This window comes from Streptomyces sp. 7R007 (genome assembly GCF_054850255.1).
The window spans coordinates 14917-33344 of the sequence record NZ_JBTWMV010000019.1 but is presented as its reverse complement, the minus strand read 5'-3'; the positions used below and the strand labels follow the sequence as shown (position 1 = coordinate 33344).

General features: G+C 71.8%; 18 protein-coding genes. 10 read left to right on the top strand and 8 right to left on the bottom strand.

Annotation, left to right across the window (positions count from 1 at the left end; all coding sequences use genetic code 11):
- Window positions 1-12: 12 nt before the first annotated feature.
- The 6 genes from ACYF6T_RS24440 to ACYF6T_RS24415 all read left to right on the top strand — a co-directional run bounded on the left by ACYF6T_RS24440 (window position 13) and on the right by ACYF6T_RS24415 (window position 6170).
- The gene (locus ACYF6T_RS24440; protein WP_461698969.1) at window positions 13-462 is read left to right on the top strand and encodes an SRPBCC family protein; all 450 of its coding nucleotides are present in this window, start codon (window positions 13-15) and stop codon (window positions 460-462) included.
- A gap of 101 nt (window positions 463-563) precedes the next feature.
- The gene (locus ACYF6T_RS24435; RefSeq protein WP_461698968.1) at window positions 564-1139 is read left to right on the top strand and encodes a dihydrofolate reductase family protein; all 576 of its coding nucleotides are present in this window, start codon (window positions 564-566) and stop codon (window positions 1137-1139) included.
- Between the two features lie 58 nt (window positions 1140-1197).
- Window positions 1198-2304, top strand: a complete 1107-nt coding sequence (rlmN, locus tag ACYF6T_RS24430) for a dual-specificity RNA methyltransferase RlmN (protein ID WP_461698967.1) — start codon at window positions 1198-1200, stop codon at window positions 2302-2304.
- A gap of 126 nt (window positions 2305-2430) precedes the next feature.
- Window positions 2431-3504, top strand: coding sequence for a thiamine ABC transporter substrate-binding protein (locus tag ACYF6T_RS24425; protein ID WP_461698966.1), 1074 nt, complete (start codon window positions 2431-2433; stop codon window positions 3502-3504).
- 44 nt (window positions 3505-3548) lie between these two features.
- The gene (locus ACYF6T_RS24420; protein ID WP_461698965.1) at window positions 3549-5150 is read left to right on the top strand and encodes an ABC transporter permease; all 1602 of its coding nucleotides are present in this window, start codon (window positions 3549-3551) and stop codon (window positions 5148-5150) included.
- On the top strand, window positions 5151-6170 hold the full coding sequence (locus ACYF6T_RS24415; protein ID WP_461698964.1) for an ABC transporter ATP-binding protein: 1020 nt from the start codon (window positions 5151-5153) through the stop codon (window positions 6168-6170).
- Between the two features lie 70 nt (window positions 6171-6240).
- On the opposite strand, the gene ACYF6T_RS24410 is transcribed toward ACYF6T_RS24415, so the two are convergent.
- The 7 genes from ACYF6T_RS24410 to ACYF6T_RS24380 form a co-directional block, all read right to left on the bottom strand.
- Window positions 6241-6939 carry an LAETG motif-containing sortase-dependent surface protein gene (locus tag ACYF6T_RS24410; protein ID WP_461698963.1) on the bottom strand — a complete coding sequence of 233 codons (699 nt, stop codon included), beginning with the start codon at window positions 6937-6939 and terminating at the stop codon, window positions 6241-6243.
- A gap of 161 nt (window positions 6940-7100) precedes the next feature.
- A complete protein-coding gene (locus ACYF6T_RS24405; RefSeq protein ID WP_461698962.1) occupies window positions 7101-8222 on the bottom strand; it encodes an LOG family protein in 1122 nt (373 codons plus the stop codon).
- Window positions 8223-8259: 37 nt separating this feature from the next.
- Window positions 8260-8667, bottom strand: coding sequence for a VOC family protein (locus tag ACYF6T_RS24400; RefSeq protein ID WP_461698961.1), 408 nt, complete (start codon window positions 8665-8667; stop codon window positions 8260-8262).
- 84 nt (window positions 8668-8751) lie between these two features.
- Complete coding sequence (locus tag ACYF6T_RS24395; protein WP_461698960.1) at window positions 8752-10068, bottom strand: hypothetical protein; 1317 nt, start codon at window positions 10066-10068, stop codon at window positions 8752-8754.
- Window positions 10050-10847, bottom strand: coding sequence for an ABC transporter ATP-binding protein (locus ACYF6T_RS24390; protein WP_461698959.1), 798 nt, complete (start codon window positions 10845-10847; stop codon window positions 10050-10052). The genes ACYF6T_RS24395 and ACYF6T_RS24390 overlap by 19 nt, the downstream gene beginning before the upstream one ends.
- A gap of 194 nt (window positions 10848-11041) precedes the next feature.
- Window positions 11042-12406 carry an aspartate aminotransferase family protein gene (locus ACYF6T_RS24385; protein ID WP_461698958.1) on the bottom strand — a complete coding sequence of 455 codons (1365 nt, stop codon included), beginning with the start codon at window positions 12404-12406 and terminating at the stop codon, window positions 11042-11044.
- A 19-nt stretch (window positions 12407-12425) separates the two neighbouring features.
- Window positions 12426-12941, bottom strand: a complete 516-nt coding sequence (locus ACYF6T_RS24380; RefSeq protein WP_461698957.1) for an Lrp/AsnC family transcriptional regulator — start codon at window positions 12939-12941, stop codon at window positions 12426-12428.
- Between the two features lie 170 nt (window positions 12942-13111).
- Here ACYF6T_RS24380 and ACYF6T_RS24375 point away from each other — a divergent pair, with 170 nt between their 5' ends.
- Complete coding sequence (locus ACYF6T_RS24375; protein WP_461698956.1) at window positions 13112-14551, top strand: gamma-aminobutyraldehyde dehydrogenase; 1440 nt, start codon at window positions 13112-13114, stop codon at window positions 14549-14551.
- Between the two features lie 81 nt (window positions 14552-14632).
- On the opposite strand, the gene ACYF6T_RS24370 is transcribed toward ACYF6T_RS24375, so the two are convergent.
- Window positions 14633-15175: a hypothetical protein gene (locus ACYF6T_RS24370; protein WP_461698955.1), complete on the bottom strand. Its 543-nt coding sequence runs from the start codon at window positions 15173-15175 to the stop codon at window positions 14633-14635.
- A gap of 120 nt (window positions 15176-15295) precedes the next feature.
- Here ACYF6T_RS24370 and ACYF6T_RS24365 point away from each other — a divergent pair, with 120 nt between their 5' ends.
- The 3 genes from ACYF6T_RS24365 (at window position 15296) to ACYF6T_RS24355 (ending at window position 18410) form a co-directional block, all read left to right on the top strand.
- Entirely contained in the window at window positions 15296-15952 is a 657-nt protein-coding gene (locus ACYF6T_RS24365; protein ID WP_461698954.1) for a response regulator transcription factor, read from the top strand.
- Complete coding sequence (locus ACYF6T_RS24360) at window positions 15949-17118, top strand: sensor histidine kinase (RefSeq protein WP_461698953.1); 1170 nt, start codon at window positions 15949-15951, stop codon at window positions 17116-17118. Before ACYF6T_RS24365 ends, ACYF6T_RS24360 begins: the two co-directional genes overlap by 4 nt.
- Before the next feature lie 86 nt (window positions 17119-17204).
- Window positions 17205-18410 carry a polyamine ABC transporter substrate-binding protein gene (locus ACYF6T_RS24355; protein ID WP_461698952.1) on the top strand — a complete coding sequence of 402 codons (1206 nt, stop codon included), beginning with the start codon at window positions 17205-17207 and terminating at the stop codon, window positions 18408-18410.
- Window positions 18411-18428: the final 18 nt, after the last annotated feature.

Here is an 18428-nt window from a genome sequence, read left to right as displayed (position 1 = left end):
CGAGGAGGCGCCATGTCCGCCATCCATGAAGAGTTCGACGTGGACCGCCGTCCCGAGGATGTCTGGGCGTACGTCACCGACCCCTCCCACCTGCCCGAATGGCAGCTCAGCGCGGTCAGCGCGGAACAGCTCGACGACCGCCCCTTCCAACTGGGCTCCCGGGTCCGCGTCACCCGCCACGTGGGCCGGCGCGAGATGCCGATGACCATGGAGTGCACCGAGTACGAGCCGCAGCGCTCCTGGAGCGTGCGCGGCGTCGACGGCCCCGTCCGCGGCACCTTCCACGGCGAGATCACGCCCCTCGACGACGGCCGTCGCACCCACGTGACGATGGACCTCGACTTCGAGGGACACGGCATCGGCAGGCTTCTGCTGCCCCTCGTCGTCCGGCCCCAGGCCCGCAAGGAGATGCCGCGCAACGAACGGCTGCTGAAGGAACGGCTGGAGCACACCGCCGCCTGACCCCTCGTCACCGCCCCGGCGATGACTTCCGGCGGCCGGCCGGGTCTACGGGTGGGGCGGGTCGCCGTGGCCCGCCCCCGCCCGCACCCGAGGAGAACGACATGCCCGCGACCTACACCTTCGACGTCTTCTCCAGCCTCGACGGCTACGGCGCCGCCGGCGGCGACTGGACCGGCTACTGGGGCAAGCAGGGCCCCGAGCTGCTCGACCACCGTCTCGCCCAGTACGGCGGGGAGCAGCGGATGGTGTTCGGCGCCCGCACCTTCCAGGCGTTCACGCGGATGCTGGCCGAGAGCGCCGAGGACTCCGAGGTGCGCGACCCGTGGGTCACGCGGATGCGGAACCTGCCGGCGACGGTGATCTCGACCACCCTGGAGGGCCCCCTCGACTGGCCGGACGCCACCGTCGCGGCCGGGGACGCCGTCGAGGTCGTCGCCCGGCTCAAGGAGGAGTCCGAGGTGCCGTTGCGCTCCCACGGCAGCCTGTCGATGAACCGGGCCCTGATGGCCGCCGGCCTGGTCGACCGCCTCCAGGTGACGCTCTTCCCCGTGATCACCGGCCGCACCGGCCTGGACCCGGTCTTCCGCGACGCCGCCGACTTCGACCTGCAACTGATCGAACGCCACACCCTCGACGGCGACATCCAGGAACTCGTCTACCGCCCGACGCTCCACTGACCGGCCCCACGCACCGCCGACCGGGCCACCCGGTTCGATCTGCGACACTGGTAAGGCCATGCCTAAGCCCGGAGAACTCACATTCGTCGCCCCGCGCGGAGCCAAGAAGCCGCCGCGGCATCTCGCCGATCTCTCGCCCGCCGAGCGCAAGGACGCGGTGGTCGAGGCCGGGGAGAAGCCGTTTCGGGCCAAGCAGCTGTCGCAGCACTACTTCGCGCGGTACGCGCACGACCCCGCGGAGTGGACCGACATCCCCGCCGGGTCCCGGGACCGGCTGCGGGAGGCGCTGCTTCCGGAGCTGATGACCGTCGTACGGCATCTGTCGACCGACCAGGGCACCACCCGCAAGACGCTGTGGCGGCTGTTCGACGGGACGCTCGTCGAGTCGGTGCTGATGCGGTATCCGGACCGGGTGACGATGTGCATCAGCTCGCAGGCGGGCTGCGGGATGAACTGCCCGTTCTGCGCGACCGGGCAGGCGGGGCTGGACCGGAACCTGTCCACCGCCGAGATCGTCCACCAGATCGTGGACGGGATGCGGGCGCTGCGGGACGGCGAGGTGCCGGGCGGCCCCGCGCGGCTGTCCAACATCGTCTTCATGGGGATGGGCGAGCCGCTCGCCAACTACAAGCGCGTCGTCGGGGCGATCCGGGCGCTGACCGACCCCGCCCCGGACGGGCTGGGGCTGTCCCAGCGCGGGATCACCGTCTCGACCGTCGGGCTGGTGCCGGCCATCCACCGGTTCGCCGACGAGGGCTTCAAGTGCCGGCTGGCGATCTCCCTGCACGCCCCCGACGACGAACTCCGCGACACCCTCGTGCCCGTCAACACCCGCTGGAAGGTGCGCGAGGTGCTCGACGCCGGGTTCGAGTACGTCGAGAAGAGCGGGCGCCGGCTGAGCATCGAGTACGCGCTCATCCGCGACATCAACGACCAGGCGTGGCGCGGCGACCGACTGGGGCGGCTGCTGCGGGGCAGGCCCGTGCACGTCAACCTCATCCCGCTGAACCCGACCCCCGGGTCGAAGTGGACCGCCTCGCGGCCCGAGGACGAGAAGGCGTTCGTCGAGGCCATCGCCGCCCACGGGGTGCCCGTCACCATCCGGGACACCCGCGGGCAGGAGATCGACGGGGCCTGTGGACAGCTCGCCGCCACCGAGCGGTAACCTTTGCCCGTACGTACATCTTCATATCCGACAGGGGAGCGCCACAGCGCTGAGAGTGCGGCAACCGGGCCGCAGACCCTCTGAACCTCGCCCAGGTCATTCTGGGTAGGAAGTTCGGTCATCACCGTGAACACCAAGAAGTACTTGGCCGCCGTCGTCGGCCTCGGTCTCGTCACGCTGTCCGCGTGCGGCTCGTCCGACGGCTCCTCGGCCGCCGACTCCAAGACCGTCACCCTGGTCAGCCACGACTCCTGGGCCGTCTCCAAGAGCGTTTTGCAGGACTTCGAGAAGAAGTCCGGCTACCAGGTGAAGGTCCTCAAGGACGGCGACGCCGGCCAGGCCGTCAACAAGGCGATCCTGACCAAGGACAACCCGCAGGGCGACGTCTTCTTCGGCGTCGACAACACCCTGCTCTCCCGCGCCCTCGACAACGGCCTCTTCCAGCCGTACGAGGCCAAGGGGCTCGGCCGGGTCGACACGCGGTTCCAGCTCGACAAGGACAAGCACCGGGTCACGCCCATCGACTACGGCGACATCTGCGTCAACTACGACAAGGCGTACTTCAGCAAGCACAAGCTGACCCCGCCCGCCTCCTTCGAGGACCTGGTCAAGCCGGCGTACAAGAACCTCCTCGTCACCGAGAACGCCGCCACCTCCTCGCCCGGCCTCGGCTTCCTGCTCGCCACCGCCGCCGAGTACGGCGACACGGGCTGGCAGGCGTACTGGACGAAGCTCAAGGCCAACGGCGTCAAGGTCGTCGACGGCTGGGAGCAGGCCTACAACGAGGAGTTCTCCGGCTCCGCGGGCGGCAAGAAGGCCAAGGCCGACCGGCCGCTCGTCGTCTCCTACGCCTCCTCCCCGCCCGCCGAGGTGATCTACGGCGACCCCAAGCCGGCCACCGCCCCGACCGGCGTGGCGACCGGCACCTGCTTCCGCCAGATCGAGTTCGCGGGGCTGCTGAGCAACGCAGGCAACACCAAGGGCGGCAAGGCGCTCATCGACTTCCTGCTGACCAGGGAGTTCCAGGAGGACATGCCGCTGAACATGTTCGTCTACCCGGTGGTCAAGGGCGCCGCGGTACCGGCCGAGTTCACCGAGTACGGCCCCGCCGCGAAGAACCCCGAGACCATGGCACCCGACAAGATCGCCGCCAAGCGTGACCAGTGGGTCAAGACGTGGACGTCACTCGTACTGAAGTAGCCCCGCGTCCGGCGCGGCGGGGGAGCGCGGCGCGGCTCGGGCTCATGGCCCTGCCCGTCGCGTTCTTCGCGCTCTTCTTCGCCTGGCCCGTCGCCGCGATCGTCGCGCGCGGGCTCAAGGCCGACGGGGTCTGGCGGTTCGGCCGGATCGCGGACGTCCTCACCGCGGCCGACATCCGGCACGTCCTGTGGTTCACCACCTGGCAGGCGCTCGCCTCCACCGCCCTCACCCTGCTGATCGCCCTGCCCGGCGCCTACGTCTTCGCCCGCCTGGACTTCCCCGGCAAACAGGTCCTGCGCGCCGTCGTCACCGTCCCCTTCGTCCTGCCGACGGTCGTCGTCGGCACGGCGTTCCTGGCGCTCGTCGGCCGCGGCGGACTCCTCGACGAGCTGTGGGGCGTACGGCTGGACACCACCGTGTGGGCCATCCTGCTCGCGCACGTCTTCTTCAACTACGCCGTCGTCGTACGCACCGTCGGCGGGCTGTGGTCCCAACTGGACCCGCGCCAGGAGGAGGCCGCGCGCATGCTGGGCGCGTCACCGTGGAGGGCCTGGCGGAACGTGACGCTGCCCGCCCTCGCGCCCGCCGTCGCCGCCGCCGCGCTGATGGTCTTCCTGTTCACCTTCACCTCCTTCGGCGTGGTGCAGATCCTCGGCGGACCGACCTTCTCCACGCTGGAGGTCGAGATCTACCGGCAGACCTCGGAGATCTTCGACCTCTCCACGGCCGCCGTCCTGACCCTCGTCCAGTTCCTCGCCGTGGGCGCGATCCTCGCCGTGCACGCCTGGACGGTACGGCGGCGGGAGAGCGCCCTGCGGCTCGTGGACGCCTCGGCGACCGCGCGACGGCCGCGCGGCGCCGGACAGTGGGGAGTGCTGGCCGGCGTCCTGGTCACCGTCCTCGTGCTGCTCCTGCTGCCGCTGGCGGTCCTGGTGCGACGGTCCCTGGACACACCCGGCTTCGGCTACTACCGCGCCCTGACCCGCGAGGACGGCGGCACCTTCCTCGTCCCGCCCCTCGACGCCGTCGGCAACTCCCTGCAGTACGCCCTCGCCGCTACCGCCATCGCCGTCGTGATCGGCGCTCTGGCCGCCGCGGCCCTCGCCCGCAGGGACGCCGGCCGGCTGGTGCGCGGCTTCGACGCGCTGCTGATGCTGCCGCTGGGCGTCTCCGCGGTGACCGTCGGCTTCGGCTTCCTGATCGCCCTGGACCGGCCCCCGCTCGACCTGCGCCAGTCCTGGATCCTGGTGCCGCTGGCGCAGGCGCTGGTCGGCGTGCCCTTCGTCGTACGGACCGTGCTGCCGGTGCTCAGGGCCGTGGACGCACGGCTGCGGGAGGCGGCGGCGGTGCTCGGGGCGTCGCCGTGGAGGGTGTGGCGGGAGGTCGATCTGCCGCTGGTGCGGCGGGCGTTGCTGGTCGCCGCCGGGTTCGCGTTCGCCGTGTCGCTCGGGGAGTTCGGGGCGACCGTGTTCATCGCACGGCCCGACAACCCGACGCTGCCGGTCGCGGTGGCCCGGCTGCTGAGCCGGCCCGGCGATCTCAACTACGGCCAGGCGATGGCCCTGTCCACGATTCTGATGGTGGTGTGCGCGGCGGCGCTGCTGGTGCTGGAGCGGCTCCGCACCGACCGGAGCGGGGAGTTCTAGATGCTGCTGAGCCTGGAAGGCGCGACCGTGCGGTTCGGCGGACGGGCGGTGCTCGACGCCGTCGACCTCGGGGTCGCCGAGCACGAGGTCGTGTGCGTGCTGGGACCCAGCGGCAGCGGCAAATCGACCCTGCTGCGCGCGGTGGCCGGGCTGCAACCCCTGTCCGGGGGACGGGTGTTCCTCGACGGCCGTGACCAGGCCGGGGTGCCCGCGCACAAGCGGGGCGTCGGACTGATGTTCCAGGACCACCAGCTGTTCCCGCAGCGGGACGTGGGCGGCAACGTGGCCTTCGGGCTGCGCATGCACGGCGCGTCCGCGCGCGAACAGGCAGACCGGGTGGCGGAGTTGCTCGACCTCGTCGGGCTGCCGGGCGCCGCGCGCCGGGCCGTCGCCGCGCTCTCCGGCGGCGAGCAGCAGCGCGTGGCCCTGGCCCGCGCGCTCGCCCCCCGGCCCCGGCTGCTGATGCTGGACGAGCCGCTCGGCCAGCTCGACCGCTCGCTGCGCGAGCGCCTCGTGGTCGAACTGCGGGAACTCTTCGGCCGGTTGGGCACCACCGTGCTCGCCGTGACGCACGACCAGGGCGAGGCGTTCGCGCTCGCCGACCGGGTCGTGGTGATGCGGGACGGGCGGATCGCCCAGTCCGGGACGCCCCTTGAGGTCTGGCAGCGGCCGGCCGACGCGTTCGTGGCCCGCTTCCTGGGCTTCGAGAACGTGACCGAGGGCACGGTCGGCGGCGAGGCCGCGGACACGGTGTGGGGCAAGGTGCCGGTGCCCGAGAACGCCCCGCAGGGCACCCGCACGCTCCTCGTGCGGCCCGCCGGAGTACGGCTGCTGCCCGCCGAGGAGGGCCTGCGCTGCACGGTCGCCGCGCGCACCTTCAAGGGCACCCATGTCGCCGTACACCTCCAGCCCGAGGACGCGCCACGCCTGGAGGCGGCCTGCGCGCTCAGGGAGGCGCCGGAGGTCGGCCAGACCGTCGGCGTGGGCTTCGACGCGGCCGAGACCGTCGTCCTCGGCTGAGCCACCGCATGCGTGTGGCCCGTCCCCCGGGGATACGGGGACGGGCCACACGGTGGTGCCGAGTGGGGCGTCAGCGGCCGCTGTTCGCCCCGCGGCGGCGCATGCCGAAGAACACGGCACCGCCGCCGACGACGACCAGCGCACCGGCGACACCGGCGATCAGGCCGGTGTTGGAGTTCGCACCGGTCTCGGCGAGGTTGGAGTCGCCGGCGGCCGGGGACGGCGCGTTGCTGGAGGTCTCGGCCGGGGCGGTGGTGCTGTCCGAGGCCGAGGGGGTCGGGGTCGGGGTGTCCTCGGCGGGGGCCGAGGAGGACTCCGACGGGGTCGGGGTGGCCGGTGGGGTCGACTCGTCCTTCGAGCAGCCCTCGGACGGCGTGGTCAGGTTCGGCGTGATGTCCTTGTCGACGATCGGGTGGTCCTTGTCCTTCCCGGCCGTGACGTGGACACGGTACTCGGCGTTGGGCGCCCAGTCCTCGTTGAAGGTGACGACGGTGCCTGCGCGGGAGCCGGTGACGTCCTGCTGACCGACCTGCTTCTCGTCGGCGCCGTTGTTCTCGAGGAACACGGTGATGGTCGCCGGGGTGCCGGAGGCGTCCTTGTCGATGACGTTGATGATGCCCTTGGCGCCATCGCACTTGGCTTCGGCGGAGAACTCGCTGATGTTGCAGGCGAGCGCGTTGCCCGCGACACCGAGGGCAAGAGCGGTGGAAGCGGCGGCGACACCCAGGATGCGCGCTGAACGATGTGCGGTACGGCGGGTTATGGACACGTTTGCCCTTCACGGGAGGTACAACTGCGGGGGGTTTGAAGGGGATGTGGAGCGACGGTGAGACGAGGCTTCACGTTCCCCAGGAGGCTCACAGGTTTATAAGCGTTCCATAAGTAGTGTCAATGCGTGCGCGGAACAAGAGCGTTGGCTTTACGCTCTTATTAACCGCAGAGACGTTTCAACGCCGCCGGAGCCTCCTCGATCCGGTCAACGAGGGCGATTCGGGACTCCATCGACCGATCCCGGGCGAGTGCCTGCAGAAGCGGCCAGGTGGGCAGCCGCTCGGTCCAGTGGACGCGGTCGACGAGCACCATGGGCGTCGGCTCGCCCCGCGACTCGTAGTAGTTGGGCGTCGCGTTGTCGAAGATCTCCTGTACGGTCCCCGCGGCGCCGGGCAGGAAGACCACGCCCGCGTTGCAGCGGGCCAGCAGGCCGTCCTCGCGGGTGGCGTTGGCGAAGTACTTGGCGATGTACGCGGCGAAGGGGTTCGGCGGCTCGTGGCCGTAGAACCAGGTCGGGATGCCCACCGAGTGGTTGCCCTTCGGCCAGCGCTCGCGCACCTCGAACGCGGCCCGCGCCCATTCGGTGACCGAGGGCGTGAACGACGGCGCCTTCGCGAGGAGTTGGCAGGCCTCCTCCAGCATGGCGTCCTCGTACGGCGCCGCGTACGCGCCGAGGTTCGCCGCCTCCATGGCGCCCGGACCGCCGCCGGTCGCCACCGTGAGGCCGGACCGGCTCAGTTCTCGGCCCAGGCGCGCGGCACCGGCGTACGCCTCCGTCCCGCGCGCCATCGCGTGACCGCCCATGACGCCCACCACCCGGGCGCCGCGCAGGAGTTCGTCCAGGGCGTCCGAGATGGAGTCGTCGTGCACGGCGCGCAGCATCGAGGCGTAGATGTCGCCGTCGGCCTTGGTGCGCTGGAACCAGGCGTAGGCGAGGGCGTCCGGCGTGTGCTCGTACCCCTTCTCCAGGGCGGCGAACAGCTCGGCGGGCCGGTACAGATGCCCTCGGTACGGGTCGAAGGGCAGATGCGGGACGGGCGGGAAGACCAGGGCGCCGTCGGTGCGGATCTTGGCCGCCGCGTCCTCGCGCATCGGGCAGCCGAGGAAGACGGCGCCCGCGGTGTCCGTGGTGAGCAACTCCCTCGTACGGTCCGTCAGATCGACGGCCTGTACGCGGTAGCCGGCGAGGGTGCCGCGCGCCGAGACGGTCGCGTCGAAGTCCTCGATCGTCTCGATCTCGCGGTCGTCGTGGTGGGCCGCATGGGCCGGGCTCGTCTGCACGGGCCCATGCTAGGCACGCCGTCCCGCCGTCGAGGGGTCAGCCCTGGACCGCCGCCGGGTCCATCCACACGACCTCCCAGCTGTGGCCGTCGAGGTCGTCGAAGGAGCGGCCGTACATGTAGCCGTGGTCCTGGACGTCGGGGTTGGCGGTGCCGCCGGCCGCGACCGCCTTCTCCACCAGCTCGTCGACCTTCTCGCGGCTCTCCGCGCTCAGACAGAGCAGCACCTCGCTGGTCTTCGCCGAGTCCGCGATCTCCTTCTTGGTGAAGTCGGAGTAGCGCTTCCTGCTGAGCAGCATCGTGATGATGGTGTCGCTGATCACGACGCAGGCGCAGTCGTCCGTGCTGAACTGCGGGTTGATCGTGTAGCCGAGCTCCGTGAAGAACTTCCTCGACGCGGCGACGTCGGTGGTGGCCAGGTTCACGAAGATCATCTGCTGGTACATGGGGCCTCTCCCGTCGGTGTCGTGCCGTTCGGTGGGTAGACCGGGGCGCGGCGCGGAAGTCATCGGTGCGCGGGGGAGAACTTTTCACCGGGTGAGCGGAAGCGCCGCCAGTTCGGCCACCAGCAGGGTCAGCGGGCCGAAGAGCGCGAGCAGGGCGGCGGTGCGCAGGGCGGCGGCGGTGCGGAGCATCGTGGCGGGGGCGCCGAGGCGCAGCAGGGCGGCGGTGGTGTCGGCGCGGGCCTGTCTGGCCTCCACGGCGGCGGTGAGGAGGGTGGCGACCGCGCACCCGGCGACCAGGAGGGTGCCGAGGGTGGTGAGGGGGCCGAAGGAGGGGGAGGGAGCGGCGGGTTCGTAGAGCGCCGTCATGGCGTACGCGGCGCAGGCCACGGCACAGACGACGCCCAGGGGGCGGCCGATGCGGACGGCTTCCTCCATCAGGACGCGGCCCGCGAGGAGGCGGAGGGCGCCGGGGCGGGCGGACTGCAGGAGGCGGCCGGTGAGGTGGGTGAGACCGGGGGCGGCGACGGCGAGGCCGACGGCGGTGAGGGTGAGGCCGAGGAGGAGGGCGGGGGTGCTGTGGGTGAGGCCGCCGGGCATGGTCAGGGTGGGGCGGCCGGCGGTGCGGCCGGCGTAGGCCTCCACCGCCAGGCCCGCGGCGAGGACGGCCGCGCCCCAGGGGAGGCCGGCGGGCGCGGTGCGGGGCGCGGGGGTCGCCGCGGGAGGCGTTTCGCTCTCGTCTTCGGACGGCGGTAGCTCCCGGACGCGCGAGGCACCGCGCAGACGGGCGCCGAAGCGGCCGTACGCACCGAAGGTCTCCCGTGCCGTCGCTCTGCCGTACGCCCCGAAACGGCCGTACGCGCGTCCCGCGCCCCGCGTCGCGGCCGGGCGGGCGTCCCGCGGGCGCAGGACCAGGGCCACCGTCGCCGACGCGATCGCCGGGACCAGGGTGAGCAGGGTCAGGGCGGCCGGCAGGGGCAGGGGCTGGTTCGCGGCCAGGGCGTCCGCCGCGGCGCCGTCGAAGGGCATGCCCGTCAGGTCGCCTCTGAGGTGGAGGAAGACGAGCAGGGCCAGCGTCGAGCCCAGTGTGCAGGACAGGGCCGTCGTCGTGGCCGAGACGGCCATCAGGCGGGCGGGGCCCAGGCCGATCGCCGACAGGCCCGGGCGGGGTTTCGTCGCGGGGTCCGTGCGGGCCACCGCGACCGCGAGGTGGACCGTGGCGGCCAGCGGGGTCAGGCACCAGGCGAGGCGGAGGAGGGAGGCCGAGGGGGTCTCGGGGTGGTTCAGGGCGTAGCCGAGGGTGCACAGCAGCAGGAAACCCGTGCCGGCCGACGCCGTGGCCACCAGCAGGCGGCGCAGGTGTACGGCCGGGTGGGCGGTGCGGGTCAGACGGAGAGCGAGCACGCGGCCCCCTGGCCTTCCGACGCGGCCCCCCGGCCGCCCGGTCCGCTCCCGCGCCCCCGCGGCCCCCTCTCCGCCTCCGGCATCGGCGGAAGGTGGACGGTGTGGACCCGGCGGCCGTCCAGGAGCGACACCGTGCGGTCGGCGAGGGCGGCGGTCTCCGCCTCGTGGGTCGCCAGGACCACCGTGATGCCGTGCGAGCGGGCCGCGGTGGTCAGCGTCCGCAGGACGTGCGCCCGGTCCGCGCGGTGCAGCGGCGCCGTCGGCTCGTCGGCGAACAGCACGGTCGGCGCGGGAGCGAGGGCGCGGGCGATCGACACGCGCTGGCGTTCGGCCTGGGTCAGGTCGTGCGGGCGCCGGCGGGCGTGGTCGCCGACGTCGAGGCGCTCCAGCCACTCCAGGGCGGCCGTCCTGGCGCGCCGGCGGCCCGTGCCGCGCAGCATCAGGGGGAGCGCGGCGTTCTCCCACACGTTCAGCTCGGGGACGAGCGCGGGGGCCGGGTCGATCCAGCCGAAGCGGTCGCGGCGCAGCCGTTCCCGGGTCGCCGGGCCCATCGTGTGCACCGGCACGCTGTTGAACCAGATCTCGCCGCGTCCGGCCGGGGTGAGCCCCGACAGGCATCTGAGCAGCGTGGTCTTGCCGCTGCCGCGCGGGCCGGTGACGGCGAGGATCTCGCCTTCCCGCACGCCGAGCGAGACACCGCCCAGCGCGGGGGAGCCGTCGGCGTGGGTGAAGTGCAGGGACCGTGCCCACAGCACGTCGTTGTCGGGCGGGGCCTCCATGGGCGTACACCTCGGTTCGGATCTGTCGTTCCCTCTTGCCAATCCCCCGAGCGGGGGAACGAAAGCAGGGCCGATCGGTTACCAGGCACGCTAAGGAGCGACCGGCGCAACACCGGACAGCACGCGGCCCGAGGGCACCCTTGTCACTCGGACGGGTGCGCCCCGGGCCGTATAAGCGGCTGAATCCGTGAGGATCAGAGCTTCGTCCACGCCTCCGTGAGCGTCGCGCGCAGGATCTGCTCGATCTCGTCGAACGTCTCCTGGTTGGAGATCAGCGGCGGCGCGAGCTGGACGACCGGGTCGCCGCGGTCGTCGGCACGGCAGTACAGGCCGTTGTCGAAGAGGGCCTTGGAGAGGAAGCCGTACAGGACGCGCTCGGTCTCCTCCTCGTTGAAGGACTCCTTCGTCGCCTTGTCCTTCACCAGTTCGATGCCGTAGAAGAAGCCGTTGCCGCGGACGTCGCCGACGATCGGCAGGTCGTGCAGCTTCTCCAGGGTGGCGCGGAAGGCGCCCTCGTTGTCCAGGACGTGCTGGTTGAGGCCCTCGCGCTCGAACAGGTCGAGGTTGGCCAGGCCCACCGCGGCGGAGACCGGGTGGCCGCCGAAGGTGTAGCCGTGCAGGAAGGTGTTGTCGCCCTTGTAGAACGGCTCGGCCAGGCGGTCGGAGATGATGCAGGCGCCGATCGGGGAGTAGCCCGAGGTCATGCCCTTGGCGCAGGTGATCATGTCCGGGACGTAGTCGAACTTGTCGCAGGCGAACATCGTGCCCAGGCGGCCGAAGGCGCAGATGACCTCGTCGGAGACGAGCAGCACGTCGTACTGGTCGCAGATCTCGCGCACCCGCTGGAAGTAGCCGGGCGGGGGCGGGAAGCAGCCGCCGGCGTTCTGCACCGGCTCCAGGAAGACCGCGGCGACCGTGTCCGGGCCCTCGAAGAGGATCTGCTGCTCGATCTGGTCGGCGGCCCAGCGGCCGAAGGCCTCCGGGTCGTCGCCGAAGATCGGCGCGCGGTAGATGTTGGTGTTCGGCACCTTGTGCGCGCCCGGGACCAGCGGCTCGAAGGGGGCCTTCAGGCCCGGCAGGCCGGTGATGGACAGGGCGCCCTGCGGGGTGCCGTGGTAGGCGACCGCGCGGGAGATGACCTTGTGCTTGGTGGGCTTGCCGACCAGCTTGAAGTACTGCTTGGCCAGCTTCCAGGCGGTCTCCACCGCCTCGCCGCCGCCGGTGGTGAAGAAGACCTTGTTCAGGTCGCCCGGCGCGTGGTCGGCCAGGCGCTCGGCCAGCTCCACGGCCTTCGGGTGGGCGTAGGACCACACCGGGAAGAACGCCAGCTCCTGGGCCTGCTTGAAGGCCGTCTCGGCGAGCTCCGTGCGGCCGTGACCGGCCTGGACCACGAACAGGCCGGCGAGACCGTCGAGGTAGCGCTTGCCCTTGTCGTCGTAGATGTAGGTGCCCTCGCCGCGCACGATCGTCGGCACGGGGGAGTTCTCGTACGAGGACATGCGGGTGAAGTGCATCCACAGGTGGTCGTACGCGGTCTGGCTGAGGTCCTTGGTGCTCACGGTTATCGGGTCCTCACGGTTATCGGGTTCCCCACATGTAGGTCTGCTTCTTGAGCTTGAGGTAGACGAAGCTCTCGGTGGAGCGCACGCCGGGCAGTGACCGGATGCGTTTGTTGATGACGTCCAGCAGGTGGTCGTCGTCCTCGCAGACGATCTCCGCGAGGATGTCGAACGAGCCCGCGGTCATCACCACGTACTCGACTTCCGACATGTCAGTCAGCGCGTCCGCGATCTTCTCGACGTCGCCCTCGACGTTGATGCCGACCATCGCCTGCCGGCGGAAGCCCACGGTGAGCGGGTCCGTGACGGCGACGATCTGCATCACGCCCTGGTCGAGCAGCTTCTGCACGCGCTGGCGCACGGCCGCCTCCGACAGGCCGACGGCCTTGCCGATCGCGGCGTACGGCCGGCGGCCGTCCTCCTGGAGCTGCTCGATGATGGCGAGGGAGACGGCGTCCAGGTGGGGGGTGCCGTTCCTGGACTCGCGGGAGTCCCTCTGGTCTGCGCTTCGACTGGCCACCAGCTCACTGTGCACGACGTCTCGACAGTTCCGCAAGGGCGGAGCGATGAAATTCGTTGTTTACGTGACTGAGTCCTGCGGATTTCGCAGCGATCGCGCAATCGGGGGTGTTGAAAACGTCGGCCGGCGGATTAGGGTGGGGATGTCTCAGCAATCGGACACCAGAACCTGACAGGAGGCCGGCAGTGAGCACCGAGCTGCGTCGTCTGCGCAACTACATCGACGGTGAGTTCCGGGACGCCGCCGACGGACGGACCACCGAGGTGGTCAACCCCGCGACGGGCGAGGCGTACGCGACCGCGCCGCTGTCCGGCCCGGCGGACGTGGACGCCGCCATGGCCGCCGCCGCCGCGGCCTTCCCCGCCTGGCGCGACACGACCCCCGCCGAGCGCCAGAAGGCCCTCCTGAAGATCGCCGACGCCTTCGAGGAGCGCGCCGAGGACCTCATCGCGGCCGAGGTGGAGAACACCGGCAAGCCGATCGGGCTCACGCGGTCCGAGGAGATCCCGCCGATGGTGGACCAGATCCGCTTCTTCGCGGGCGCCGCGCGCATGCTGGAGGGGCGCAGCGCGGGCGAGTACATGGACGGTATGACGTCCATCATCCGCCGCGAGCCGGTCGGCGTCTGCGCGCAGGTCGCGCCGTGGAACTACCCGATGATGATGGCCGTGTGGAAGTTCGCGCCGGCCATCGCGGCGGGCAACACGGTGGTGCTCAAGCCGTCGGACACCACGCCGGCGTCGACCGTGCTGATCGCCGAGATCATCGGGGGCATCCTGCCCAAGGGCGTCTTCAACGTCGTCACCGGCGACCGTGACACCGGCCGGCTGATGGTCGAGCACCCGACGCCGGCCATGGCGTCCATCACCGGTTCGGTACGGGCCGGCATGTCGGTGGCCGAGTCGGCGTCGAAGGACCTCAAGCGGGTCCACCTGGAGCTGGGCGGCAAGGCGCCGGTCGTCGTCTTCGAGGACACGGACATCGCCAAGGCCGTGGAGGACATCTCCGTGGCGGGCTTCTTCAACGCCGGCCAGGACTGTACGGCGGCCTGCCGCGTCCTCGTCCAGGAGTCCATCCACGACGAGTTCGTCTCGGCGCTGGCGAAGGCGGCGGCCGACACCAAGACGGGGCAGCCGGACGACGAGGACGTGCTGTTCGGTCCGCTCAACAACCCCAACCAGCTCAAGCAGGTCGAGGGCTTCATCGAGCGGCTGCCGGCGCACGCGCGCGTGGAGGCCGGCGGCAAGCGGGTCGGCGACAAGGGGTACTTCTTCGCGCCGACCGTCGTCTCCGGCGTCAAGCAGGACGACGAGATCATCCAGAAGGAGGTCTTCGGACCGGTCATCACCGTCCAGTCCTTCACCGACGAGGACCAGGCCGTGGAGTGGGCCAACGGCGTCGAGTACGCGCTCGCCTCCTCCGTGTGGACCAAGGACCACGGGCGGGCGATGCGGATGTCCAAGAAGCTGGACTTCGGCTGCGTGTGGATCAACACGCACATCCCGCTGGTCGCGGAGATGCCGCACGGCGGCTTCAAGAAGTCGGGCTACGGCAAGGACCTGTCGGCGTACGGGTTCGAGGACTACACGCGGATCAAGCACGTGATGACGTCCCTGGACGCGTAACCCCCACCGCATGGGCACGGCCCCGGCGCGGCAACGCGCGCCGGGGCCGTGCGCTTCCCCCCTCCTGGCGGCTGGCCCGGGTCAGGTGTTCAGCGTCAGACCGGGCTCGGCCGGCGTGCCGGGTTCGACGTGGCGGGTCGTGCCCGACCCGGGGCCCTGGCCCGGCTTCGTCGGCAGCGGCGGGAGGTCCGCCGGGTCCGGGAAGGTGATGCCGGCCTTCTCCAGGATCGGGCCGCAGACCTTGACGGCCTTCTCGTACGCCTTGGACGTCGGGTCGAAGCCGCCGCCCTTGACGGTCACGTCGAGACGGACGCGGCCCTCGTCGTCCTTCGAGGCGTGGAAGTCCGGGAAGACCGACTGGCCCCGGTCCTTCATGCAGGCGGCGAAGTCGTCGTTGGCGGCGTTGACGTCGTCCGGGGCGTTCGCGGTCGGGTGGTAGGCCACCGCCAGGCCGACCGCCTTGTGCGGCTTCGCGTGCGCGGAAGCCGTGGTCGTGGTGGTGGTCGTGGCCGTGGTGGTGCCGGTCGCCTGGGCCGCCGACGCGCTGACCGTGCCGAGTGCCGCGGCCGTCAGCACGGCGATGCCGAGGGCGATCCGCTGCGGCCGGGACGCCAGAGCACGCATGGTTCCTCCAGAGGTGTGGCTGCTGTCGTTGACGGCGCCCAGGCAACTCCCCGCACGGTTACAGCGGCGGAACGGCCGCTCTTACGCGCGTGTAACCACCGGCCCGCCACAGTGGACGCCATGCGTGTGCTGGTGGTCGAGGACCACGAAGAGCTCGCCGAGACCGTGGCCGCGGGGCTGCGCCGCGAGGGCATGGCCGTCGACCTCGCCTTCGACGGCCCCACGGCCCTGGAGCGCGCCGAGGTCAACGGCTACGACGTCGTCGTGCTCGACCGCGACCTGCCCGGCGTCCACGGCGACCAGGTGTGCCGGCGGCTGGCCGCGGGCGGCAGCCGGGCGCGGGTGCTGATGCTCACCGCCTCCGGCACGGTGGCCGACCGGGTCGCGGGACTGGGGCTGGGCGCCGACGACTACCTGCCCAAGCCGTTCGCCTTCGCCGAACTCGTGGCGCGGATAAGGGCGTTGGCGCGCCGCGCGCAGCCCGCGCTGCCGCCGGTCCTGGTACGCGGCGGGCTGCGGCTGGACCCGGCCCGCCGGGAGGCCCTGCGCGACGGGTCCCGACTGCCGCTCAGCCCCAAGGAGTTCGCCGTGCTGGAGCTGCTGCTCGGGGCACAGGGGGCGGTCGTGTCCACCGAGGAGCTGCTGGAGCGGGCATGGGACGAGGCCGCCGATCCGTTCAGCCAGACCGTGAAGGTCACCGTGAGCCGGCTGCGCCGCAAACTCGGCGAGCCGCCGCTGATCGAGACGGTCGACCGGGCCGGGTACCGCATCCGGTGAGGGCGGCACTCGGCTGGCGGCCGCGCAGCATCCGGCTGCGGCTCACCCTCCTCTACAGCGCGCTGTTCGTCGTGGCCGGGGCCCTGCTGCTGGGCATCACCTACCTCCTCGCCGCGCACTCCGCGGCCGGCCGGGCCGCCGTCACCGTCGGCGGACCCGTCACGCCCGGCACCGGGGCGGGCAGCCTGGACCCGCCGACCGTCAGCGCGGTCGTGGAGGCCGTACGCCGGGACCAGCTGCACGAACTGCTCATCGAGGGCGCGGTCGCCCTCGCCGTCATGGCGCTGGCCTCCCTCGCGCTCGGCTGGCTGATGGCCGGCCGCGTGCTGTCGCCGCTGCGCACCATGACCGCCACCGCCCGCCGCATCTCCGCCGACAACCTGCACGAACGGCTCGCGGTGCCCGGCCCCGACGACGAACTGAAGGCCATGGCGGACACCTTCGACGACGTACTGGCCCGCCTGGAGGGCGCGTTCGAGGCGCAGCGGCAGTTCGTCGCCAACGCCTCGCACGAACTGCGCACCCCGCTCACCCTCCAGCAGACCATCGTGGACGTGACCCTCGCCGACCCGCACGCCCCGCCGGACGCCCTGCGGGCCGCCCTGACCCGGGTGCGGGCGGCCGGACAGGAGCAGGAACGGCTGATCGACGCCCTGCTGACCCTGGCGCGCAGCCAACGCGGCCTGGAGCAGCGAGAGTTCGTCGACCTGACGGAACTGGTGCGCGCGCGGCTGCCGGTGTCGGGGCCGCGGGTGGAGGCGCGGCTGGAGCCGGCGCCCGTGCTCGGCGATCCGCAGCTGATCGAGCGGCTCGTGGTGAACCTCACCGACAACGCCGTACGCCACAACCTCCCGGCCAACGAGGAGGGTTGGGTGAGCGTGTGGACGGGGCTGGACGCGGCGGGGCGCCCGGCGCTGCGGATCGAGAACAGCGGTCCGGTGATCCCGCCGGACCAGGCGGCGGGCCTCTTCCAGCCCTTCCGCCGGCTCGGCCCGGACCGGGTACGCAGGCGGGAGGGCCTCGGCCTCGGCATGTCCATCGTGGCGGCCGTCGTCGCCGCGCACGGGGGCCGCGTACGGGCGCACACGCGCCCTCGGGGCGGACTGACCGTGGAGGTCAGCCTGCCGCCGTACACACCGGCGCGCCGCCCCGTGCCCGTCGGCTGACGGATCGACAGGGTGTCGGACCTGTGCACGGGTGCTCGACGCAGCGTCGATTGTCCGGGCACAGGCGACACCGGCATGCTGCGGCCATGCCCCTCACACCCAGAACGCCTCCGCCGCCGCGGCCCTCCGTCTCCCGCCGCCGGCTCCTGCGCGCGCTCGGCGGGGGTGCGGCGCTCGCCGGCCTGGCCGGCTGTGGGGTGCCCGCGGCCTACGTGCGGCCCGGCGACCGCGCCGGCACCGACCTCTCCGCCACCGAGAAGAAGCTGACCTGGGCGAACTGGCCGCTCTACATCGACGCCGACGCCGACGATCCCAACCGCCGGCCGACGCTGGCGGCCTTCGAGAAGCGCACCGGGATCGCCGTCGACTACGTCGAGGAGATCAACGACAACGACGAGTTCTTCGGCAAGATCAGCCCCGCCCTGATGAACCACCAGCGGACCGGCCGCGACCTGATCGTCATCAGCGACTGGATGTGCGCGCGGTTCGTCCGGCTGGGCTGGGTCCAGGAGATGAACCGGTCCGAGCAGCCCAACGTGACCGAGTACCTGGACCCACTGCTGCGTTCACCCGCCTTCGACCCCGGCCGCAGGTACACCGTGCCGTGGCAGTCGGGCATCACCGGCATCGCGTACCACCGCGGGGAGCTCGGCCGCGAGATACGCCACGTCTCCGACCTGTGGGCCGAGGACCTCAAGGGCCGGGTGACCCTGCTGTCCGGCTACGAGGAGGCGTTCGCCCTGCTGATGCAGGGCAACGGCGTGGACATCACCCGCTGGACGGCCGACGACTACCACACGGTGTGCGACCAGGTCGAGAAGCACGTCCGCGACGGCCGGATCCGCCGCTTCACCGGCAACGACTACACCAAGGACCTGGTCAGCGGCGACGTCCTGGCCTGCCAGGCGTACTCCGGCGACGTCATCCAGCTCCAGGCCGACAACCCCGACATCCGCTTCGTCGTCCCCGAGGAGGGCGCGGAGCTGTGGGCGGACTCCCTGATGATCCCCGACCGCGCCCTGCACAAGACGAACGCCGAGCGGCTCGTCGACCACTACTACGACCCGGAGGTCGCCGCCGCACTCGCCGCCTGGGTGAACTACGTCTGCCCCGTCCCGGCCGCCCAGGACGTCCTCGCCTCCTCGAAGGACGCGGACACCGCCGCCCTCGCCGAGAACCCGCTGGTCTTCCCCGACGCCGGCATGCGCAGGCGGCTCGCGATCGCCCGGGACATCGCCGCGAACGAGCGGACGGAGTTCGCCCAGCGGTGGAACCGGATCGTGGGGCTGTAGGGAAGGGCGCGATGCCCG